This is a genomic window from Lactobacillus helsingborgensis, from assembly GCF_000970855.1.
Taxonomy (GTDB): Bacteria; Bacillota; Bacilli; order Lactobacillales; family Lactobacillaceae; genus Lactobacillus; species Lactobacillus helsingborgensis.
On the sequence record NZ_KQ034047.1, the window covers coordinates 286,005 to 308,244 of the forward strand.

Annotated in this window: 20 protein-coding genes; 2 read left to right on the plus strand and 18 right to left on the minus strand. The window is 38.1% G+C overall.

The annotated features are described in order from the left end of the window. Positions 1-20 precede the first annotated feature (20 nt). Positions 21-731, plus strand: coding sequence for a C39 family peptidase (locus JF73_RS07230; RefSeq protein ID WP_046327607.1), 711 nt, complete (start codon positions 21-23; stop codon positions 729-731). A gap of 174 nt (positions 732-905) precedes the next feature. Here the strand turns inward: JF73_RS07230 and JF73_RS07235 are convergent, their stop codons facing one another. The 5 genes from JF73_RS07235 to JF73_RS07255 form a co-directional block, all read right to left on the minus strand. Further along, positions 906-1,382: a threonine/serine exporter family protein gene (locus JF73_RS07235; protein WP_046327608.1), complete on the minus strand. Its 477-nt coding sequence runs from the start codon at positions 1,380-1,382 to the stop codon at positions 906-908. A 2-nt stretch (positions 1,383-1,384) separates the two neighbouring features. After that, on the minus strand, positions 1,385-2,164 hold the full coding sequence (locus tag JF73_RS07240; protein WP_046327609.1) for a threonine/serine exporter family protein: 780 nt from the start codon (positions 2,162-2,164) through the stop codon (positions 1,385-1,387). Positions 2,165-2,173: 9 nt separating this feature from the next. Next, positions 2,174-3,721, minus strand: a complete 1,548-nt coding sequence (locus JF73_RS07245) for an ABC-F family ATP-binding cassette domain-containing protein (protein WP_046327610.1) — start codon at positions 3,719-3,721, stop codon at positions 2,174-2,176. 106 nt (positions 3,722-3,827) lie between these two features. Beyond that, entirely contained in the window at positions 3,828-4,187 is a 360-nt protein-coding gene (locus tag JF73_RS07250) for a hypothetical protein (RefSeq protein ID WP_046327611.1), read from the minus strand. A 29-nt stretch (positions 4,188-4,216) separates the two neighbouring features. Then, positions 4,217-5,398: an LCP family protein gene (locus JF73_RS07255; protein WP_046327612.1), complete on the minus strand. Its 1,182-nt coding sequence runs from the start codon at positions 5,396-5,398 to the stop codon at positions 4,217-4,219. A 149-nt stretch (positions 5,399-5,547) separates the two neighbouring features. On the opposite strand from JF73_RS07255, the gene pepF reads away from it, so the two are divergent. Beyond that, positions 5,548-7,353: an oligoendopeptidase F gene (gene pepF / locus JF73_RS07260; protein ID WP_046327613.1), complete on the plus strand. Its 1,806-nt coding sequence runs from the start codon at positions 5,548-5,550 to the stop codon at positions 7,351-7,353. Positions 7,354-7,453: 100 nt separating this feature from the next. Here the strand turns inward: pepF and JF73_RS07265 are convergent, their stop codons facing one another. The 13 genes from JF73_RS07265 to JF73_RS07325 all read right to left on the minus strand — a co-directional run bounded on the left by JF73_RS07265 (position 7,454) and on the right by JF73_RS07325 (position 22,228). After that, complete coding sequence (locus tag JF73_RS07265) at positions 7,454-8,596, minus strand: ArgE/DapE family deacylase (protein ID WP_046327614.1); 1,143 nt, start codon at positions 8,594-8,596, stop codon at positions 7,454-7,456. A 13-nt stretch (positions 8,597-8,609) separates the two neighbouring features. Continuing rightward, a complete protein-coding gene (locus tag JF73_RS07270) occupies positions 8,610-9,359 on the minus strand; it encodes an amino acid ABC transporter ATP-binding protein (protein ID WP_046327615.1) in 750 nt (249 codons plus the stop codon). Beyond that, positions 9,352-10,842, minus strand: a complete 1,491-nt coding sequence (locus JF73_RS07275; protein ID WP_046327616.1) for an ABC transporter substrate-binding protein/permease — start codon at positions 10,840-10,842, stop codon at positions 9,352-9,354. The genes JF73_RS07270 and JF73_RS07275 overlap by 8 nt, the downstream gene beginning before the upstream one ends. 161 nt (positions 10,843-11,003) lie before the next feature. Next, positions 11,004-12,233 (minus strand): (S)-2-hydroxy-acid oxidase, encoded by a 1,230-nt coding sequence (locus tag JF73_RS07280; RefSeq protein ID WP_046327617.1) that lies wholly within the window; start codon positions 12,231-12,233, stop codon positions 11,004-11,006. A 168-nt stretch (positions 12,234-12,401) separates the two neighbouring features. After that, positions 12,402-13,199: a metal ABC transporter permease gene (locus tag JF73_RS07285; protein ID WP_046327618.1), complete on the minus strand. Its 798-nt coding sequence runs from the start codon at positions 13,197-13,199 to the stop codon at positions 12,402-12,404. Then, positions 13,199-13,819 (minus strand): metal ABC transporter ATP-binding protein, encoded by a 621-nt coding sequence (locus tag JF73_RS07290; RefSeq protein ID WP_046327855.1) that lies wholly within the window; start codon positions 13,817-13,819, stop codon positions 13,199-13,201. The genes JF73_RS07285 and JF73_RS07290 overlap by 1 nt, the downstream gene beginning before the upstream one ends. 50 nt (positions 13,820-13,869) lie before the next feature. Continuing rightward, complete coding sequence (locus JF73_RS07295; RefSeq protein ID WP_046327619.1) at positions 13,870-15,012, minus strand: SLAP domain-containing protein; 1,143 nt, start codon at positions 15,010-15,012, stop codon at positions 13,870-13,872. A gap of 20 nt (positions 15,013-15,032) precedes the next feature. Continuing rightward, positions 15,033-15,920: a metal ABC transporter solute-binding protein, Zn/Mn family gene (locus JF73_RS07300; RefSeq protein WP_046327620.1), complete on the minus strand. Its 888-nt coding sequence runs from the start codon at positions 15,918-15,920 to the stop codon at positions 15,033-15,035. Positions 15,921-16,217: 297 nt separating this feature from the next. Next, positions 16,218-16,943: an LrgB family protein gene (locus JF73_RS07305; RefSeq protein ID WP_038524191.1), complete on the minus strand. Its 726-nt coding sequence runs from the start codon at positions 16,941-16,943 to the stop codon at positions 16,218-16,220. Continuing rightward, entirely contained in the window at positions 16,943-17,377 is a 435-nt protein-coding gene (locus tag JF73_RS07310) for a CidA/LrgA family protein (RefSeq protein ID WP_038525050.1), read from the minus strand. The genes JF73_RS07305 and JF73_RS07310 overlap by 1 nt, the downstream gene beginning before the upstream one ends. A gap of 149 nt (positions 17,378-17,526) precedes the next feature. Then, positions 17,527-18,264, minus strand: coding sequence for a LytTR family transcriptional regulator DNA-binding domain-containing protein (locus tag JF73_RS07315; protein WP_046327621.1), 738 nt, complete (start codon positions 18,262-18,264; stop codon positions 17,527-17,529). A gap of 11 nt (positions 18,265-18,275) precedes the next feature. Then, the gene (locus JF73_RS07320) at positions 18,276-19,976 is read right to left on the minus strand and encodes a LytS/YhcK type 5TM receptor domain-containing protein (RefSeq protein WP_046327856.1); all 1,701 of its coding nucleotides are present in this window, start codon (positions 19,974-19,976) and stop codon (positions 18,276-18,278) included. 281 nt (positions 19,977-20,257) lie between these two features. Beyond that, on the minus strand, positions 20,258-22,228 hold the full coding sequence (locus JF73_RS07325) for a PTS fructose transporter subunit IIABC (RefSeq protein WP_046327622.1): 1,971 nt from the start codon (positions 22,226-22,228) through the stop codon (positions 20,258-20,260). Between the last annotated feature and the right edge of the window lie 12 nt (positions 22,229-22,240).

A 22,240-nucleotide genomic window follows, 5' to 3' on the forward strand; every position in this document is an offset into this window, starting at 1 on the left:
ACCTATGTTTAAATAGCTTTATGAAAAAGAACAGATTTTCCTTTAAAGCTATTTTGATTTTATTCTTTGGGGTCTTTTTACTCGGATTAGTTTTTGCCTTCTGTAACTCGTCTGGTTTTAAAGACCGCTATGATTGGTTAACACTGAAGTCTACTCAAAAATTAGACGTACCGTTAGAGAATCAATATCCTGACCTGCCTAATGGCTGTGAAGTTACCTCTTTATCAATGCTTTTGCGTTACTATGGAATTAAAGTTAATAAACTTGACCTCTCAGAAAACATTAAACACGTGTCTTCATACACTGATAATGGCAAGTACCGCGGTAATCCTCATGTGGGTTTTGTTGGTTATATGAGTCAGGCAAATGCAGGCTGGTGTGTTTATAATGAACCGTTAGAACAAGTTGGACTTAAATATACAAACCGCATTAGAAATTTCACTAACCATGACTTTATCCAAGTAATAAAATTAGTCTCTGATGGTCATCCAGTTTTAATCATTACAACGACCAATTTTAACCATGTAGGCGACATGCAAACTTGGCAAACAGCTCAAGGGGAAGTACACGTCACTCCTTCTTCGCATGCTTGTGTCATCACGGGCTTTGATAAAAAAGCACGTATTGTTTACGTAAATGATCCTTTTGGTCATAAAAATAAAGCAATTCCGTGGAAAAACTTGGAAAGAAGTTTTAATCAACAAGGAAAGCAAGCCTTATATTTAGAGTAAAAAAGAGCAGATTCAATTAAGAATCTGCTCTTTTTAAATCGAGGCCCATTAATAAAATAATAGGTGACTACTTCTGTTCACATCAGGTTGGTCAACCACCAGCACTTCCCGTGCCTGCCACTTAAGACGGGTGTCCTCATACAAATACGCATCTCGCGTTTTTGTCGACTCGCATTAATTATTATACTTATTTGATTTGTTTTTGTAAAATTTTTTTATCCTAAAAAAGATTTCGACACACATACTGGACAAAAGCATGCCCAAAGCTATTGAGCCGGTTACAATTATTACACGCAAAACCGCATCATTAGCGCCCCTAAGATTGCCTGAAGTCAATTCACGTACTGCTTGATAAGCAGGAACTCCCGGTACAAGAGGAACAATCGCGGGAATGTAAAAAACTGTAGCTGGGCATTTTTTCATTCGCGCAAAAACTATGCCTAAAATACCAATAGCAAATGAGCCTAGCAGATTTGACAAAAGGCGGCCCATCGAAGCGCGCATCGCCAACCAGTAAATTATCCAACTGGTGACACCACTGATACCGGCAAGATTAATTACGCGCCGGGGTACATTGATTGTCAAAGCAAATCCCGCGGAAGCTAAATAGGCAAATGCAATATTAATTAATAATTCAATTCCAAATGACATTTTTATGCTCCCAAAAATTTTAAAACAATACCGACGCCGCCACCTAGTGCAAATGCAGTTAAAAGGGCTTCACAAATTTTGACCATACCCGAAAGAATATCACCTTTAAATAAATCCCGTAGTGCATTCGTTAAGGCTAAGCCAGGAACTAGCGGCATTAGCGCTCCCGTTAAAATATGGTCGATGATCATTTGCGGAAAGATATGGACTAACCCTGCCGCTAACACTGTCATAATTACCGCTGCCACCAATTCAGACAAGAATTTAACATTCGTAAATCGTTTAAAATAATAAAAAGAAATAAAACCGGTTGCACCAACTATTGCGGCCGCCGGAAAGTCAATCCAGTCATAATTATTCATAAACATAACCATGAGAGTAGCACTCAAAATTGCTGCCCCAATAGTTTGCAACCAGACAGGAAAAGTAGGAAAACCACCACTGGCTATATTATTAACTTCGCGTTTAACTTCCTGCAAGGTGATTTTTTGTTCAGCAAATGCCCGTGATAAAGAATTAATCCGATCAACTAGCTCAAGATTGATATTGCGTTCATGAACTAGTAGTGTTTGACAATAATTGCCATGGTCTAAACTCATGAAAACACCGGTAGGCACAACAAACACACGTGGGTCAGGCTCACCCGCACTCTTAGCAATTCGCATCATTGTATCTTCGACCCGGTACATTTCACTGCCGCCCTCAATCATTAATTCTCCAGCGGTTAGGCAGGTATCAAGCAAATCTTGATAAAAGGTCTCACCTCGTTTAGTAGCATCCATCTTGTTACCTCAAATTTTATTCATAGTTTCAATATCAATAGTTTTATCAATCCAATTGCCCTGGAAAAAGTCGCGTTCATGGCTAACGATAATAACTCCTCCTGGGAATTTGACAATCGCTTGTCGCAAGGCATCTTTAGAATCACGGTCCAAATGATTGGTGGGCTCATCTAAAAATAATAAATTAGCAGGTTCAAACTGCATTTTAGCTAATTTTACCTTTTCCTGCTCTCCTCCAGATAATTTTTTTAAAGGACTCATAGCTTGCTGAGCGCTAACTCCCAACCTTGCTAAAGCACCTCTTAATTCCTTAGGCTTGATGCGGTTAAAATTTTCCTGTAAATATTGCAGCGGCGTCATATTATTGTTAGGCCAGGTCAAATCCTGTTTAAAATAAGCAATTTTGGCGGTTTCAGATAATTTAAATGTACCAAATATCGGATCAATTTGATCAAGTAGAGTTTTTAACAAAGTCGTCTTACCAATACCGTTAAAACCAGTAATAGCAACTTTTTCATTGCCGCCCACTGAAAAGTTAAACGCCTCTTTGACAAGAGCATGATCATAACCGATTACTAAATCTTGTGTCTGCAAAAGTAAATTAGCAGCTGTCGCAACATAAGGAAACGTAAAGTGAGGCTTATGGTTTCCTTTAGGGGGGTTTAATACTTCCATTTTAGCAAGCTGTCTTGCACGCGATTTTGCACTTTTAGAACGGGTACCTGCCTTATTTTTACGGATATATGCCTCGGTTTTAGCAATTTTGCGCTGCTGGTTGCTATAGGCTTTCATGTATGTCTCACGGTTAGCCTCTTTTTGGCGCATTGCTTGCTTAAGCGAGCCAGTATAACGAGTGATTGTCCCCAGATCGATATCAATAATACAATTCGCAATCCTGCCTAAAAAATCATAGTCATGACTCACAACAATAAAAGCACCAGTGAAGTCATTGAGATAATCAACTAGCCAATCTATATGAGAAACATCTAGGTAATTGGTAGGTTCGTCTAAAAGTAAAACCTCCGGCTTTTGTAATAATAACTTAGCCAGAATAATTTTCGACCTTTGACCACCAGAAAGCTCACTGACATCATGGTCATATCCTAGTTCTGCTAACCCCAATCCAGAAGCAACACGCTCTATTTCAGTGTCTATGCCGTAAAAATCATTTTCTTCCAAGAAAGTCTGTACTTTGCCTGCCTTTTCAAGCAAAGAATCATCACCAGTTACCGCATATTTTTCATATAAAGCATTAAGCTCTTTCTCTTTATGATAAAGTTGTGCAAAAGCTGTGCGCAAAAATTGGCGGATAGTTACACCCTGCTTTAATTTAGCATATTGATCGAGATAGCCAACCGTTACCTTATTTTGCCATTTTACCTGTCCTTCGTCAGGAAGTATTTCGCCAGTTAAAATTTTAATCAAGGTAGATTTACCAACACCGTTTTGACCAGTAACTCCCATGTGATCTTCTTTATTGAGAACAAAACTGCTGTTTTCGTATAATGTCTTGTCTTCAAAACCCTGTCCCAAATTTTTAACTGTGAGTAAACTCATCCTACATCTCCCTTGGTTTATTTAAAATATCTCACTTATATTATAGCTAACCTACCATTGCCCTATGTGTGTGCAAATTAAAAAAGACGGGCGATTTACCCATCTTTTACTTTCTTTCTTGTTCATATTTTTGCAAAGCATCCAAGATTTTAGGCCAATAACGTTTAGGCAAAATTAATTGCAGTTTATTATTGTAAATTGGAAAGTCGCTTGCTTTCATTCCAGTAATATTAGCTAAATCTTCATTAGTTAAATGAAATTCACGTGTAATCCGTTTGATTTCAGCAGAAGCATGTCCCCGAAACCATGAAAGAACAAAGAAAAATAAGGCAAATACGCTTGCAACCAAAATAGAGATTGACAAATTCCAGTGCAACGTGCGTAAGCAAATGAATATTACAGCAATAAACGCAATAAGTGCTGATATTGCCCCATAAGCAATTAAAAACGCTGATTGCTTACGCATATTTATTTTCCCCCTTCTTTAAGAAATAACTATTGACCAGTAGTATTATTGCCACCGGTATTTCCCGTAGAATTATTATTTGTTTCATCAGTTATTACTGAATGATAAATTTGATAATTCGTAAACGGATTAGGGTCCTTCCACTTAATATGGTTATTTTGCTCGTTTAGCTTGTTGAGCTTCGTTTCATCATTATCCAATACTTTCTTTTCCAAGTCAAGATTGGCACGTATCTTGTCAGATGCCTTTTGTAATTGCTGAGTAGAGGCAACTTGAATGGAAGAACCATTGATCCAGGCATCGTGACCTTGAATATAACCGCTAGCAATATTTTCAGAGCAGCCACGGTAAGTGAGCGCTAGAGCCAACATGTCATTGAAAGTCAGGTTTGTTTTGACATACTTAGAAAAAATATTAACTAGTTTACGGTAATTAGCAATTGAGTCAACAGAAATTGCCTTATGAACGACCGCTGTAATGACTTGCCTCTGGCGCATCTGTCTACCATAATCACCTCGAGGATCATCATGACGCATTCTGACATAAGCAACTGCGTGACGCCCGTTTAAATGTTGTTTTCCTTTATGAAAATCGCACCAATCATAAGAAAAACTAAATGGTACTTTAACATCGACTCCCCCAACCGCATTAACCAAGCTCTTTAACGCCTTCATATTAACTTCAACATAATAATGAATTGGTACGCCAATTAAAGCAGAAACTGTTCTCATAGAAGCAGAACTGCCGCCAACGCCATAAGCTGAATTAATCCTAAACATGTTGTACTTATTTCCCGGATCACCTAAAATGTTAGCAAGGGTATCACGAGGAATAGAAGTCATTGTCGCTTTATTCTTACTAGGATTGGCAGTAGCTAAAATAATAGTGTCCGAATTGCCTTTATCGTGGCGACCCTCTAGTCCCTGATCGACGCCAAGAATCAAAACAGAAATCGGCTGCTTGTTGGCAATTCTAGCAGAAGTGGCATAGTTACCACCATTACCATCTATTGCGCTATGTAAGGCAAAATACATATGAGCTGCCCAAGCTAAACCAAAGCTGACACATAGAACTAATATAATACCAACTATTCGGGCACAAACACTACCTTTAAAAACCTTAGACGGTGCTGCTAAAGCAAGATTACGATGAAGATTCAGAGAAGAACGTCTTTTATGATAATCCTCTCTGCGTTTTGAGTTTGAATTCATTACTCTATTTAATCCCTTTCGTAGTTTTCCATGTTATATTTTTATCACTTTCAAACTTGAATTAAAATAATATCACTTATAATTAATAATATCTTATTTTTTATTCTTTAGTATAATTTACTTAAATAGATCAAAAAAGGAGAATTTATATGACAATTCCTAAAAGAAAAGACGTCCCTGAAAATCTTAAATGGGACTTAACCAGAATATTCAAATCTGATGAAGACTGGGAAGATGAATATACACGTGTTAAAAAAGAAATACCAGCTTTAAGCACTATCAAAGACAATTTTACTACTTCGGGAACCTCCTTATATGACGGGATTACGCAAATATTTGCAGTTACTCGCCACTTGGAAAAAGTTTATACTTATGCCAGTTTGTCCAGTGATGTCGATACCAAAGATGCCCACTATTTGGGTTTAGTTTCTCAAGTACAAGGACTAGCCAATCAATTTGATGCCGCTACCGCTTTTATGGCTCCTGCAATTTTAAGCCTTTCCCCTGAGAAATTAGCCGCCTTTAAACGCGAAGAACCAAGACTAGCTGATTACAATCATTTATTGGAGCAGATTACCAGAATGCGACCATATACTTTGTCTGCTCAAGAAGAAAAATTAGTTGCCGATGCTGGAGATGCAATGTCTGCTTCTGAAAATACCTATAATGTGCTGACTAATTCGGACATGGAATTTGGTTATACGCAAAATGATGACGGCGAAATGGTGCAATTATCGGAAGGATTATATTCCTTACTAATCCAATCGCAAAACAGAACTATCCGCAAGGAAGCTTTTGATGTCATGTATGCCACATACGGTCAATACCAAAACTCATTGGCGGCCACTCTTTCTGGAGTAGTCAAAAAGCATAACTATTATGCGCGCGTTCATCATTATAAGTCAGCCCGCGATTGCGCGATCAATGAAAATAATGTACCGGCAGCCGTTTACGATACCTTAATTGCAGAGGTAAACAAGCATATAGACTTACTACATGAATATGTGGCTCTGCGTAAACAAATTTTAGGTTTAAAAGACCTGCAAATGTGGGACATCTATGTTCCTCTAACAGGCAAACCGTCTTTAAGCTATACATTTGACGCAGCCAAAGCGGAAGCGCAAAAGGCTTTGAAACCACTTGGAGCAGATTATTTAAAGCAGGTAGACTATATTTTCAATAATCGGGTAATTGATGTGGTTGAATCAAAAAATAAAGTTACAGGGGCTTATTCTGGTGGCTGTTATGATACGGACGCTTACGAACTCCTTAACTGGGAGGATAATATTGATTCTCTGTATACTTTAGTACACGAAACGGGGCATTCAGTTCACAGTATGTATACGAGACAAAATCAGCCTTACGTTTATGGTAATTATCCTATATTTGTTGCCGAAATTGCCTCAACTACTAACGAAAACATCCTGACCGAATACTTTTTAGCCCATGTAAAAGATCCTAAAACACGTGCATTTGTTCTTAATTACTACTTGGACTCATTTAAAGGGACTTTATTCAGACAAGCTCAATTCGCCGAATTTGAACAAAAAATTCACGAAATGGATGCTCAGGGTGAGCCTTTAACTGCTGACCGGCTAAATAAATGCTATGGTGAACTTAACCAGCGCTACTATGGCGATTGCGTTGAACCGGGTGGAGAAATTGCCAAAGAGTGGACCAGAATTCCCCACTTTTACTACAATTTCTACGTCTACCAGTATGCTACAGGTTTTGCTGCAGCTACAGCTCTAGCTAATAACGTTGTTCATGGCACCGAAGAACAAACAACAGCTTACGTTAACTTTTTAAAATCTGGTTCAAGTGACTATCCGGTTGAAATTATGAAAAAAGCAGGCGTCGACATGACTCAACCTGAATATTTGGAAGAAGCATTTGCAACTTTTGCCAAACGCTTAGCTGAATTTAAGCAAATTGTTCAAAATAATTTCAATTAATACTTGCAACTTTTAACAACAAATAATATAACAAGTATGTAAATTATAATTTCTTACATCAAAACCCACTTCTGACTTATTTAAGAAGCGGGTTTTATTTTTATATATTTGAATTCCAGAATTCCCATGCCAATTCTTGATAAAGACGGCACCCATCTAAATATGCTGCTATTTCAACAAATTCATTTGGTTCATGGTCCGTTGTTCCTGCTGCAGGTCCTAGAATAATAATAGGAAAATCTCCTGCTTGAATATATTCCGAAGCATCTGTCGCACCGGTTCCAGCTGTAAATTGGCTCGGCCGCCCGATTTTCTGCTCCACCACTTGCCGTGCCAGTTTAGCTAATTTACTTCCGGATTGGTCAGGAAGTGGCACTTCAGGAAAGCTGTAGCGGATATTAAGCTGAGCTCCTTGTTCATTGAGATCAGCAACAATACGTTCAAGTTCAGCGTAAATTTGCTGGTTAGGATATAAAGGTGTCGTTCTAATATTGCCTGATAACCACGCTCTGTCAGGCACTGAATTAATTTGACTGCCACCATGAATTTGACTAATTACGTGTGTTAAAGATCCTAAAACGGGATCTTGCTTTTGGTGACTAGACATTAATTGCTGAGCTGCTTGAGCAAAAGAAATAAGAGGCATAATGGCATTTTTACCCTTTTCAGGAGTTGAAGAATGAACGCACACTCCTTGAGAGTAGACATAATAATCAATCACTCCCTTATGTGTAACGCGAACATCAAAGTTCGAGGGCTCGCCAATTACCAGTCCGTCTAAATCAGAGGCGTAACCCTCTTTAACCAGTTGGGCTGCACCGTATTCTCCGGTTTCTTCTCCCACAGAAGCTAACAGTCTAATACGCCCCGGCAAATCCTTACCACTTTCAAGTAAGTCCAGCATTGCCACTACCATCGCTGCCAGACCAGATTTCATATCACTTGCGCCCCGACCATAAATTTTGTCATCTTTAAAAGTGGGTGTAAACGGCGGTGTTTGCCAGTTAGACAATTCTCCTGCAGAAACCACATCTTCATGTCCAGAAAAGCCCAGAAGCGGACCATGATCACCAATCGTAATAACCAGATTATCTCTACCAGCAGAATAAGTCACTCTAACAATCTGAACAGAATACTGCTTAAACAATGAAGTCAGATAGTCGGCAACCACACCTTCATGGTCATTAGCTGAATTTATCGCCATTAAGTCCGTCAGAATTTTAAGTGCACGCGCTTTTTCCATATCTATCTCCTTTTTATGCTTCTAGCACTCTTGCTAAAAAGTCCTGAGCGCGCTGAGTCTGTGGCTGAGTAAAAAATTGTTGGGGAGCAGCTTTTTCTTGAATATACCCATCCGCCATAAACCATACTTCATCTGCCACATTTTTAGCAAAACCCATTTCGTGAGTTACTACTACCATAGTCATCCCTTTTTGCGCCAAATCCTGCATGACTTTAAGTACTTCTCCTACCATTTCCGGATCAAGAGCAGATGTCGGCTCATCAAAAAGCATCACTTCTGGATCCATTGCTAGGGCACGTGCTATAGCAACACGCTGCTGCTGCCCTCCTGACAGACTAGCTGGAAAAGTGTCGGCTTTATCTTCCAAGCCTACTTGCCGCAAAAGCTCAAGTCCCTTAGCTTCAGCATCTTTACTGGACATACCTTTTACTTTCATTGGCGCTAGCTTGATATTTTCAATAATACTCATATGCGGGAACAAGTTAAACTGCTGAAACACCATCCCCATTTTTTCACGTAACTGATCAAGTTGATCTTCACTCAGTGCGGTCAATTCCTTATTTTCAAAAATGACTTTGCCAGACGAAGGTTGATCTAACAAGTTCAAGCAACGCAAAAAAGTACTTTTCCCAGCACCAGATGGACCAATTAAGCAGATAACCTGCCCCTCATTGACCTCTGCATTAATATCTTTGAGGACTTTATTATTGCCAAAGTTTTTTTGCAAATGTTCAACTTTTATTACCGGTAATTTATCAGTCATGATTCATTTTCCTTTCAAATACTTTCATTAAGCTAGATAGGCCAAAAGTTATGATGAAATATAAAATCATTGTAATTACCAATGGCATAACCCCGCGGTATGTATCGGCTTGAACTATCCGTGATTGATAAATTAAATCTTTAACACCAATTACAGAAACAATGGAACTTTCCTTAATCAGCGACACAAATTCATTCCCCAGAGCCGGCCAAATATTTTTCATTGCCTGGGGCATTATGACATAACGCATAGTGGCAGTGCGAGAAAGCCCGAGAGAGCGGGAAGCTTCTGTCTGACCAACAGCAATTGAGCTAATTCCCGAACGAATAACTTCTGCCACATAGGCAGCTGAATTAAGGGAAACCGCAATAATACCAGATAGTAAGGCTGGAATATTGATGATTAAGCCTAGTCCAAAATAAATAAATAATAGTTGTACCATCAAAGGCGTCCCGCGGACAAATTCAACGTATGCAGTGGCAACAGACCGTGCTATTTGGTTACGACCTAGGCGCATAAATGCCAATATTGCCCCTAGTAAAAAGCCAAAAAATACTGAAATAGCAGAAATAAACAAGGTATACCCTACACCAGCAATAAAGAAGTCTTTATATGCCCACATGGAGTTAGAAGCCTTGACCTCTTTTTTGCTTTTGCCTCCAGCTAAATACTTACCTGCCTTAGGTAAATATTTTTGGTTAATTAAATCTTTTTGCTTAATTTCAGCAATTGATTTATTAGCTTGTCTAACTAAACTCTTAGCTCCTTTATGAAAAGCAATTGCGGAGCCAGCAGAATCAACCTTAAAGCCAGACGGAATGACCATAATCCCCGAAGTATTTTTGGCAAAAGCTTCTGCCGTAGCCTTATCAACAGCTACGGCGTCAAACTTGTGCGTTTTTAAACCAAGAACCAAATCATTATCTTTATCCATGGTTTTCAACTTAGATTTCTTAGCCTGCTGCTTAATTAAAGTAGCTTGCATACTACCAGTTTGGGCACCTATTGCCTTACCAGCAAAAGATTTATAATCGTGATAGTTATCCTTATCTTCAGTCCTGATCAACAGGTTTTGACCACTTTTATAATATGCACGGCTAAAATCTACACTTTGTGCTCTTTTGGGTGTTGCGTCCATTCCTGAAATAACCATGTCTACTTTTCCAGTTTCAAGAGCTACTAATAGAGAGTCAAAATCCATTGTCCGCACAACAAGTTTCACGCCCATATCGCGGGCAACTTTTTTGCCGACTTCAATATCCATGCCCACAACTTTAGATTTGCCATTAACGTTTTTGACAAATTCGTAAGGAGGAAAATCGGGACTAGTTCCCATCACCAATTCACCCTTGCGCTTGACATTTCGCAGATAATTATCAGTTCTTGCTTCCTGCTTGTCAGCTGCACTTGTTTTTTGAGGCACTATAGTTAACATTAAAACTGTCACAAGCAGTGCTTCAATCAATCTCCACGCTTTCTTCATATTTTTCCTCCACATTTATTTTTATGATAGCAATTATAAAGATATAAAAATAAAATTACAAATATTACTTAATAGCTATACTTTTTTAAGCAATAAAAAACCACTCCCTATTCTAGTTTAAAAAGCTAAAATATGTGGAGTGGTTTTATTATTTATTTTAATTAAGCTTGTGAAGCACCAGTGACAGCGTCTGAATCATTTTCTTTTAATTGATTTTCAGCAGTTACTGGATAAGGCTTAACTCTTGAAGGATCAGTATTTGACTTCAAGTTGTCAGCAGTGTAATTGATATGAGTAATCTTAGCGTGCTTGACATCTTCAATTGTCTTGCAGCCGGTTAATTGCATATCAATTAATAATTCTTGGTTGAGTTGTTCAATAACTGATTGAACACCTTTAGCACCACCTAATGCTAAACCATAGAGATATGGACGACCAATACCGACCATATCGGCACCAAGAGCTAATGCCTTAAAGACATGAGAACCACGACGAACACCGGAATCAAAGACGATTGGTACACGGTGGTTAACAGCTTTAGCGATTTCAGGCAACATATCAATTGTTGCAGGACCACAGTCAACTTCACGGCCACCATGGTTAGTCACATAAATACCATCGGCACCGGCACCCATAGCCAAGTAGGCATCTTCAGCACAAACAACACCTTTCACAAATACTGGCAAACCAGACATTTCCTTAATGCGTTTAATGTCTTCTGGACCGATCTTTTGTGCAGAAGAAGCATACATTTGAGCAACAGTTTGACCCTCACCCTTTGCTCCTTGATAACGAGTAAAGAAGTCTAGTGGAACAGGGTAAGCAAACTTAGTTCTAAGGTTAGCTTCACGAAAGCCTGATACCAAAGCGTCTACAGTAAGGAAAATTCCCTTGTAGCCAGCTTTTTTAACTGCATCAAAAACCATCTTGTTAAAGCCCCAGTCTTTACTAAGGTAAAGCTGGAAGAAACGCGGAGCATCTGGTGCAGCAGCTGCTATATCCTCAACGCTCTTGTTAGCGTATGTACTTGATGAGAATAATGCACCTGCTGCAGCAGCACCCTTCTGAGTGGCAATCTCCGCATCCTTGTGAGCGATGCCGTGACAAGCAATTGGTGAAATCATCACTGGTGTTTTTAACTTCATACCCATAAACTCAGTATCAAGTTGTGGGTGATCCATATTAGTCAAAGCACGTGGGACAATTTGAAAATGATTAAAGGCAGAGATGTTATTACGCCATGTCCATTCATTTTCAGAACCAGAAGCAATGTAATAATATGCCCCTTCCGGCATGACCTTCTTTGCACGTTCCTCGAGTTCATCGAGATTAATCATATCGATTGCTTCATCACGATCGCTTTGGGGAAAACCGTTATAATATGATGTCATTTTAAAAACTCCTTTTTCTATAATATTTCCACTTCCTATTATACATGTAAATGCTTACAAAAGTTAGTGAAATTTAAAAAGAAATGTTCAAATAACGGCGTTATAACTGTATAATTTTTTCACAAGATAGTGAAAAGCAAACTTTTAAATGAAAATTACTTAGATGCCCTATAGTTTATGCTTGATAATATGTGTGAAATAGGTAACAAGGTATACTGCAACTTCGAAAACCGCTATAAAAAATGTAACGGGTAAATTAGTAATATAGCCTAAATATAGTCCCAGCCATACGCCAATCAACGCAAAAAAGACGGACCAAGCGATCATTGCTGGAATGGTTTTGCCAAGATAATTGGCAGTTGCCGGCGGTAGAGTTAACAAAATAAAAACTAACAGTGAGCCAACAATTTGGGCACCAATTGAAACAGACATTGCCAAAGCAATTAAAAAAATCACACTGACGAAATTAGTTTTTATTCCATGTGCAAGAGCACCAATATGGTCAAAAGAATCAAAGTTTAATTGCCGCTGAATGCTAAAAATTAAGAGCAGCACAATAATCGATAAGATTACCAGTTGCATTACACCCTGATGATCTACTCCAATGATGCTGCCAAACAAAATATTGGTGGCGTAATTACTATTTGCGCCGGAAATTGCTAGAAAAAGCACGCCTAAACCAGTAAATAATGCTGAAATTGCACTAATTGATGATTCTTTTTGCTCACTGTGCAGGGACAACTCGCCAACGCCAATTGAACCAAGCAAGGTAAATAAAAGCATGCCCCATAAAGGCCCAATTCCTAGCCAAACGGCAAATGCTGCTCCGGCAAAACCAATTTCTGACAGCGTATGCGCCAGAAAACTAAAATTACGTGCAACAACATAGACACCGACAGTACCACAAGTTATTGCAATAAACGTACTTGCCAAAAAGGCATTTCTCATAAATCCGTATGCAAACATTATTCGTATGCCTCCTTAAATTGAGACATTTCACCTTGCTCAATTTGACCGTGATTTAAATACAAATAATTTTGCATATACTTACGCGCTAATGAAACATCATGAGTGACAAACAAAACAGTAATTTTATGTTTGCCATTTAAATGCTTGATTAACTTCATTAACTCATCCTTAGCCATAGGATCAAGACTTGCGGTGGCTTCATCCAAAATAATAACATTAGGATTATCAAGTAGGGCCTGTGCTAGATATGCACGCTGCTTTTGCCCGCCAGATGCTTCACCCATACGTGTATTCCTAATTTGATATAAATTAGTTTCCTCTAACTGCTTTTTAATCGCCTGTTTTGTAGCACTATTTTTGATAACCGGAGCATTCAAACCGATAAAAGCTTCAATTGATAACGGATATTCTGCGTCAATATTGCGAAATTGCGGCACGTATCCTAAACGAACTGCATCAGCAAATTTAAATGTACCCGCACTTGGTGTGAGCATATTCATCAGAATATTGATTAAAGTTGTTTTCCCTGTTCCGTTAGGCCCTAAAAGCGCGGTCATTGAACCCTTTTTTAACTTAAAATTCAAGTCTTTAAAAACAGTATACTTGTCAAATCTCATAGTGAGATTTGTAACTTCTAAAACATCTGACAATTTATATTCCTTACTTTTTACTTAAAATTGCCCACTTTGATAAATTGATTAACATCAATTGGGTAATACTTACGACCCTTAATTTTTACTCGTCCACCATAGGTGCGGACATAATTGCCACGATATAATTTACCCGTGCCAATTCGTTGACCAGTACCATCATAAATAAACGCATTGTGACTCAAGCGCTGCAATTTGCCTTCTACGTTGCTGGCAACTACATATTGGTTAATGCCGATCTGCAGATATTTTCTCTTTTTAATGGTCTGATTGCCGTAAATAGTTAATTTGGTCCCTGCTTTTTTAGTTGGTAATTTAGTTGCCACGCCATTTTCATCATATACCAATGCATTATGGATCAGAATTTTTGTACCAACCGGCTTTGGTAGAATAGTTGAAACTGGCTTCTTAGTTGGCTTATTGGTTTCAACAGGCTTAGTAACCACCGGATCAGAAGCAGCAATACCAGTATTAGTAGTTGAAGACCCTTGATCATAATAGTATTTAACCAAATCGAAGAAATCATCCATCGAATAACCCCATTTAGCAAAATAGCCATCAGGGTCGGTATGATCTGTTCCTCCTAAGAATGTAGACACAGCATGGTGCGACCATATTGTTCCTTGACCATCATGAACAGCATTATCAGGGACTAAATTGTACCGGTGTAAAATTTGCGCAACATAAATGGCATCATTATTGACGCCTTTAGCAAAATCTGCGAGATTGTTTTCCTCACATAATTCAACCTGAACAAAGCGGTTGTTTGCTACAGGACCAGCACCCCAAACACCATAGTCTGGACTAGTCATTTGTATAACGCCTGTTTTATCTACAAAAGCATGAACGTAAGCATAAATATTCATCCACTCTCTATTAAAGTAGATAGCTTCGTTATGCGCTGTAGCATTAGGCGTGGCAGTTTCATGAATAACTACGCCCTCAGGCTTGCCATTACGATAATTAATAGGGTTGGCAGAAGAAAAATCATTATATTGCACGCCTTCTTGAGCCAACATTTGGTCCAAATATGTCACGCCACCATAAGAATTTTGTTTTGCAGTATCATTGATTGTACTTGCTTGGACTACCAATGACTCTGGAGCTGCTACAGTTGCAATACTTGCACCCAATGCCAAAGCAGCAATTAACTTTTTCATTTTTCTTCCCCCTTATAACTTTATTTTTGAGCGACCTTAATTAAATCTTGGTAGCTATCTTTCATCCAATCGAGATAATTAGTATTATCTGGGATAGTTTCTCTTACCTTTAAAATACGAATATTATTCTTTTCTGCTAACTTAATAAAATTATCAACCGTAGAACTTGAAGTCTGTTCATTAACTACAAAAAATGCAATTTGTTGTTTTTTAAGACCCTCAGACATTTTCTGAACGGCTGCTGGACTAGGATCAGTGTTATTTTGAATTGCCTTTTCGAAATCTTTATTTGCGACTTTAATATTGACGGAAGCCAAAGCATAATCAAACACGGGCTCACTAACGTAAACAGGCTTTTTAACGTGATGGGTTAATTTAGCAGAAGACCTTTGCACGCGAGCTATCTCAGCTAAATACTTCTTACCATTATTACGGTAATAACGTGCATGTTTAGGATCCTTTTGACTGAGCCTCTTAACTAAGTAATTAACATACTTTGTAGGCATAGTCAAATCAAACCAAATATGAGGATTAGCGCCCTTTTCAAGGCCCATCAAATCTTCGCCCACTCTAATTGGCTTTTTGTCAACTGAAGAAGCAAGTTTATCCATCCAGCCGTCATAGCCTAAACCATTTTCTACAACGATATCCGCATTAGATAATCTTTTGGCATCATTAGTCGTAGGCTCAAAGTCATGTGGGTCAGCTGCTGACTTCTTAATAATAGCTTCTGCTTTACCATATTTACCGACTATGTTTTGCGCAATATCTGAATAAACATTCGTCGTAGTCATAATTGAGATTTTGTTACTTTTATGTGGCTTTGGTGAACATGCACTTAACGTTAAAAGAACTAAGCCTAATAAGGTTGTTACAGCAAATAATTTTTTCAATTTAACAAATTTCATTATTGTTGTCATTCCTCTTCATTTTAAAGTGTAGTTTCTTTGGATGACAGCACCCTCATCAATTGAGGTACAGCCGAAAGTTACTTACAATTAATAACCATTATACACTAAAAACAGATTGCTTTGAAAGCGACACATTAAATACTTATATTACAGTTTTATTAATCATATAAATAAAAAGACTATTTTGTTACTGTGATTAATTCAAATTAAGTCGAGATAATCTAAAAAGCGTGCGATCAATTCGCACGCTTTAGAGTAAGTAAACAGAATATCATAAAACTATTAATTATTAACTTATAACCCAATTACATGAGCAAAAACAGGAACTAACAAATTGTCAACTAAAGCCGTTGCCACAACTGCCACAGCAGCAGTTGCTCCTTGAATGGAACCCATTTCCAAGGCAAAAGCCGAACCAATAGTGTGTCCAGCAGCACCAAGTCCCAGACCAGTTCCCAGTGGATCACTATTTAAATTAAACCACTTAACCAGCTGTTTACCTAAAGCGTAGATAACTACGGCATTAAGTATACATGCCATGGCAGTAACCGATGCGTTACCACCAATAGCTTTTGTCAGAGGCATTGCAACTGCAGTAGTAGCTGACTGGCTAAGCATTGATTTGATACCCACGGCGTCTAGACCAACTGCTTTAGCAACAAGTGTTATCAAGACCATTGAGAAAAGTGTACCGAAAACCAAGCCTAGAAGAATAACCAACCAATTCTTCTTTACAACATCGTTACGCTTATACAATGGCACTGCGAAAGCAATTGTAGCTGGCGTGATAAACCAGAAAATGATGTCACCACCAGGTTTATAGGCTTTAGCATAAACGGTAGCCGTTGTTACGTCAAAGCACTTAGCTAAGATAATTAGAATTGCTATTCCTAAGACCATAGCCACAAATAATGGTTGAAAAAGGAAAAAACCTTTAGATTTTTTAAATAGCCATTGACCAATTAAAAATACAATCAGCGATAAAAATACGCCAAATAATGGATTAGTAATATATTGCATTACTTAACATCTCCTACTTTTTTATGATCGACTACATGCAATTGGCTATTAGTAACTTTGCTAATAACCCAACTAAAGAATCTTGTAGTGTAGGCAGTAACAACTAATAAAATGATTGTAGATGCAATTACTACTATGATTAGTTGCAATCCCTGCGTTTGCATAATCTTCAAATTTGCAGCTAATGAAATTCCAGATGGAACAAACATAAAACCAATCAGTGAGATTAATGCACTACCAAAAGAATCAACCCATTCAACTTTAATAACATGAAAGGTTAATAAAACATATAGCAAAACTAACCCAATTACTGGAGTTGGGACGGGAAAAGACTTTGGCATTAAGTCAGAAATTATTTGTGCTACAAACAAAATTGCAGCATAGATAAACATCTGAACTAAAATTGGAGCTGATTTTGTTTTTTCTTTCTTCATAAAATCAATTTCCTTTCTCATTTAAGCTTTCTTGCTTTCACATAATACGATACTGGTAAAAGTGATTTTTGTAAGCGATTTACTGGCGAATTGCAAAAAATGGCTGGTGAACTGCATTTAGACAATTTCACCAGCCATTTTAAATATTTTTACATTCCTAAGCGCTCATTTAACTCTTTGCGGTATGACCGCCCCACTTGTATTTTGGCATCATTAACCATGATTAGCAACAAAGTATGATTAAACCAAGGCTGAATTTCCTTAATATCTTCAATATTGACGATCGCATTCCTATGAACTTGCATAAAACATGAATCTGTTAAACGCTCTTTTAGCCAAGCCAAAGTTTTTCGTGTTTCATATTTTTGCGTATTTGTTTCAATGGTCAAAATGCCATTGTTAACTGTTGCTGCTACTATTTCCAGCTTTTTAACAATCACATTACGATCTTCGAGTTCGATACTTAAAACATCGCTTTTCTTTTGTTCACGCTGCTTTAAGTTATTATCTTCAGTATTTAAAATCTTTGCCGCCTTAGTTAACGCTTGATCAATCCGCTCTTGTTCAAAAGGCTTTAACACATAATCAAGCGCGCCAACATCAAACGCTTTAACAGCATAATCATCGTATGCCGTGGCAAAAACAATCATCGGAGAATAACTCAGTTGTTTCAGCTCATCTGCTAATTCAAAACCGTTTTCTTCGTTAAGCGAAATATCTAAAAACAATAAATCTACCTTATATTTCAGTAAAATTCCCTGTGCTTCTTTGATATCTTCTGCTTGATAGAGTTTTATCTTCTGCTTTTTTAAAACAGGACTTTTTTTAATTAGATATGACAATTCAGTCCGCGCTAATGGTTCATCGTCAACCACTAAAATTTTCATTTACGTTTCCCCTAACTTTCAAAATTACTTTTTTCCGCTTGGTTTAATGGAATTTCAGTTATAAAAGTTGTTCCTCTGTCACTGGTTTGAATATGCAACTGGCTATTTGTACCATATAAACCTATCAGTCGTTTATTCAAATTATACAATGCCGTTCCGCTACCAGTTGTTTCACTAATCGGCTTTTGACCTAGTCTTTTTAAAATAGCTGGCTTAATGCCCATACCATTATCACTGACTAAAATCTGTAAATAGTCCTCTTTTTTACTTAACTTAATATTGATCTGATTACCGGTTTTTCGACCCTTAAAAGCATGCTTGATGGCATTTTCCACAAAAATTTGCAAGCAAAAAGAAGGCAGCAGGGTATCATCGGGAACATCAATTTCGTAGTTTATCGTAAATTTATGCGGAAAGCGCAATTCCTCAATTTCAGTATACGCACTAACGTAGCGCTTTTCTTGTTCGACAGTAATCTCTTTTGCCTGACCATTTTTCAAACTCAGTCTAAAAAATGTACTCAATTCCATCAAGGCTCTGTGGGCCTCATCAACATTTACCCTCATCAACGCACCAATCGTATTAATAGCGTTAAAGAAGAAGTGGGGATTAATTTGGACTTGCAATGCCCGAATTTCAGCCTCGTTGACTAAACTAGTTTGCTGTTCCGCAATACCAATTGCGAGTTGACCTGAAAAAATCATGGCTAACCCGCGAACCAAGTTTTCTTCAACAACAGTCATTTCTTGTTCAGCACAAAAATATAATTTTAAAGCGCCAATTGTTTTTTCATTCACCTGCAAAGGGCAAACAATTGCAGATGAAAGTGGGCAGCCTTCATGGGGGCAGCCAATTTCTTTTTTAGAACGGGCCAATTTTTCCTTACCGCTGGCAATCACAGTTTTAGATAAATCAGTTATGACTGGTTCCCCTGCAATGTGGTGGTCTTGCCCTGCACCCACATGAGCCAAGACGTTAACACGATCAGTTAAACCTACTGCGTCGAAATTAGTATACTTTTTGATAATTTTACAAACATGTTCAGCAGAATCGTTATCAAGGCCGTGACGAAAGTAGGGTAATGTTTTATTAGCCAGCTCCAAGACATCTTTAGTTTGCACGGCTCGTAATTGCCGTTCATTAGATAAATAAGTCTTCAAGATTTCTATAAATAAGCAAGACCCAACTGTATTTAATAAAATCATGGGAATAAAAATTAACTTAATTAAGCCAAAACCATGAAACGCAAAAATAAATGCCATTTGAATTAGTTCTGCTAAAAAAGATAAAACTGCTACCCAAAAAGTTGACGGGTATAAATTATTTTTCTTAACTTTATCTCCTAAAACACCGATTAAATAGCCAATTAAAACTGAACTGACGATATAAAAATAATCTGAAAAACCACCGAAAATTACCCGATGCAGACCACCTACCAAACCAACTAATAACCCCACATACGGTCCTGCGGTCAAACTGGCGGTTGTAATGACCAGCATACGTGTATTCGCAATTGAATCCGATTGTGGTAATCCAGTGATAATTAAAGGTGTAAAAATTTCTTTTGAGCTTGAAATTTCTACCCCAGTCAAGTTTGCGATCACTACAAATAGTGAAAAAATAATAAACAGCCAAATTTGTGATTTAAGAGTCCGTTTTTCAATTAAATCTCTGAAAAAGCGCATGTTAACAAGGAGAAACGCTAGAACCATTATGATTCCTAAACGCTCTGATAGTAAGACAAATAAATTAAACACGTTATTCTCCAATTCTAAACTAAGTTGGAATGCACCACTTATACCATATAAGTATCGCAAATTTTTCAACATAAGCAATAGAAATCGTATTCAACTGCGCAAAATAATATTTTAAATGGTAAAAATAGGCTTTCAAATTCACGAACTGAAAAAATCTAAGCAAAAAAATAAAGTAAACAAAAAAGCACTAAGCTAGCGAGCAGCTTAGTGCAAATTTTTAAAAATAATTGAATTGATTATTTATTATCTTGTTGATCGATCGGTTTTTTCCACAGGCCTAAAATTACGCCTGCAACAATGGAGCCAATAATTGTAGCAACAAAGTAAAGTAAAATGTGGTTGGCAAGTGGAGAAACCCAGAGTCCACCGTGAGGTGCTGGAACGCCAATGTGCCACAAGCCCACTAAGGCACCACCAACAGCAGAGCCAATGATGCATGAAGGCAGTACGTGTCCAGGATCAGCTGCAGCAAACGGAATTGCACCTTCAGTAATGAAGGAAAAACCTAAAATCCAGTTGGTTAAACCTGCACGGCGTTCATCTAAAGTATATTTATTCTTAAAGAAAGTCGTACCAATTGCAGTCGCAAATGGTGGTACCATACCGCCAACCATTACGGCAGCCATCATTACAGCAGCAACAGTTGAATGTGGGTCGTTGGCAAAAGCACCAGAGGCAAAGACGTAAGCAGCCTTGTTGAAAGGTCCACCCATATCAATTGACATCATGGCAGCTAAAATAGTTGTCAAAACAGCTAAGTTGCCCGTACCCATTTGGTTTAAGAAGTTAGTAATGGCGAAGTTAACTGCACTAAAGATTGGGTTAACAATGTAATACATGATCAGGGCAATGAAGAGCAGACTCAAGATTGGATAAATGAGCATTGGCTTCATTCCTTCAAGTGATTTTGGCAACTTGGCAAATAATTTCTTTAAGCCGACCACTAGATAACCAGCAATAAATCCAGAAGCCAGACCACCTAAGAAGCCCGCAGGTGATTTTGCATTGGTTACCACATTAGCAACATAAGCACCACCGTAAGCGCCACTATAAACTGTCGCCATAAATCCGCCGACAAAACCAGGCATTAAAGCCGGTAAGTCACCGATTGATTCCGCGATGTAACCTGATAGAATTGGCACCATGAACGCAAAAGCCATGTTACCGGCATTGTTCAAGAAAATAAAAGCAGGAGATTTTGGTCCACCAGCATAGTTTTCCACAATAAAGGAAATTGCCATTAAGATACCGCCGCCGATAACAAAAGGCAACATGTGAGAAACGCCGTTCATAAGGTTCTTATAAATTGAACCCCAAACGCCCTCTTTAGAGTTGTCACTATCGTCACTGCTCTTTTCACCGTTTGAATGGTAAACGCTGGCTTTTGATTCTAAAATGTTGTCAATCAATTCATCAGGCTTGTTGATACCGTCAACAACTGGACGAGAAATTAGTGGCTTGCCATCAAAACGAGGCATGTCAACTTTTTTATCCGATGCAATAACAACTCCTTGAGCACGGCTAATCTCATCAGCGGTCAATTTATCCTTGACACCTTCAGAACCATTGGTTTCAATGCGTACATCAACGCCACGTTTTTTGCCGGCTTTAATCAAAGCTTCTTGAGCCATGTAAGTGTGGGCAATGCCGTTAATACATGCAGTAACGCCGACAATTAAAGGTTTTTCTCCCTTCTTACTGTCACTGGTACTTGCAGCTTGTTCTTTCTCAGCTTGTTTAGCGGCATCTTTTTGTTTTTCAGCGTCTTCAAAAAGCTGGATTACTTCTTCAGGGGTTTGCGCTTTTTTAAGAGCGTTAACCAGATCAGGATCAATTAATAACCCGGACAATTTAGCTAAGGCTTCAAGGTGAGTATTATCAGCACCGTCTGGCGCGGTAATCATAAAGAATAAATGAACCGGTTGACCATCAAGTGAATTGTAGTCAATTCCCTTTTCGCTTTTAGCAAAAAGTACACGCGCCTTATTGATTGTTTTATTGCGGGCATGTGGCATTGCAATACCTTCGCCAATCCCGGTAGTAGATTCATTTTCGCGCGCCCAAATTGACTTAATGAATTCATCTTCGTCATTGACGATGCCTGTTTTGACTTCCAAGTCTGCCATTTCCTTAACAGCATCTTCCTTATTAGTCGCTTTAAGCGCCATAATCATGGATTCAGGAGCCAAAATATCTTTAATTTTCATTTTAAATTCTCC

Excerpts from the sequence above, each read along its gene's own strand:
- JF73_RS07230 (WP_046327607.1), top strand. The coding sequence starts at position 21 with ATGAAAAAGAACAGATTTTCCTTTAAAGCTATTTTGATTTTATTCTTT.
- JF73_RS07235 (WP_046327608.1), bottom strand. The coding sequence starts at position 1,382 with ATGTCATTTGGAATTGAATTATTAATTAATATTGCATTTGCCTATTTA.
- JF73_RS07240 (WP_046327609.1), bottom strand. The coding sequence starts at position 2,164 with ATGGATGCTACTAAACGAGGTGAGACCTTTTATCAAGATTTGCTTGAT.
- JF73_RS07245 (WP_046327610.1), bottom strand. The coding sequence starts at position 3,721 with ATGAGTTTACTCACAGTTAAAAATTTGGGACAGGGTTTTGAAGACAAG.
- JF73_RS07250 (WP_046327611.1), bottom strand. The coding sequence starts at position 4,187 with ATGCGTAAGCAATCAGCGTTTTTAATTGCTTATGGGGCAATATCAGCA.
- JF73_RS07255 (WP_046327612.1), bottom strand. The coding sequence starts at position 5,398 with ATGAATTCAAACTCAAAACGCAGAGAGGATTATCATAAAAGACGTTCT.
- pepF (WP_046327613.1), top strand. The coding sequence starts at position 5,548 with ATGACAATTCCTAAAAGAAAAGACGTCCCTGAAAATCTTAAATGGGAC.
- JF73_RS07265 (WP_046327614.1), bottom strand. The coding sequence starts at position 8,596 with ATGGAAAAAGCGCGTGCACTTAAAATTCTGACGGACTTAATGGCGATA.
- JF73_RS07270 (WP_046327615.1), bottom strand. The coding sequence starts at position 9,359 with ATGACTGATAAATTACCGGTAATAAAAGTTGAACATTTGCAAAAAAAC.
- JF73_RS07275 (WP_046327616.1), bottom strand. The coding sequence starts at position 10,842 with ATGAAGAAAGCGTGGAGATTGATTGAAGCACTGCTTGTGACAGTTTTA.
- JF73_RS07280 (WP_046327617.1), bottom strand. The coding sequence starts at position 12,233 with ATGACATCATATTATAACGGTTTTCCCCAAAGCGATCGTGATGAAGCA.
- JF73_RS07285 (WP_046327618.1), bottom strand. The coding sequence starts at position 13,199 with ATGTTTGCATACGGATTTATGAGAAATGCCTTTTTGGCAAGTACGTTT.
- JF73_RS07290 (WP_046327855.1), bottom strand. The coding sequence starts at position 13,819 with ATGAGATTTGACAAGTATACTGTTTTTAAAGACTTGAATTTTAAGTTA.
- JF73_RS07295 (WP_046327619.1), bottom strand. The coding sequence starts at position 15,012 with ATGAAAAAGTTAATTGCTGCTTTGGCATTGGGTGCAAGTATTGCAACT.
- JF73_RS07300 (WP_046327620.1), bottom strand. The coding sequence starts at position 15,920 with ATGAAATTTGTTAAATTGAAAAAATTATTTGCTGTAACAACCTTATTA.
- JF73_RS07305 (WP_038524191.1), bottom strand. The coding sequence starts at position 16,943 with ATGCAATATATTACTAATCCATTATTTGGCGTATTTTTATCGCTGATT.
- JF73_RS07310 (WP_038525050.1), bottom strand. The coding sequence starts at position 17,377 with ATGAAGAAAGAAAAAACAAAATCAGCTCCAATTTTAGTTCAGATGTTT.
- JF73_RS07315 (WP_046327621.1), bottom strand. The coding sequence starts at position 18,264 with ATGAAAATTTTAGTGGTTGACGATGAACCATTAGCGCGGACTGAATTG.
- JF73_RS07320 (WP_046327856.1), bottom strand. The coding sequence starts at position 19,976 with ATGGTTCTAGCGTTTCTCCTTGTTAACATGCGCTTTTTCAGAGATTTA.
- JF73_RS07325 (WP_046327622.1), bottom strand. The coding sequence starts at position 22,228 with ATGAAAATTAAAGATATTTTGGCTCCTGAATCCATGATTATGGCGCTT.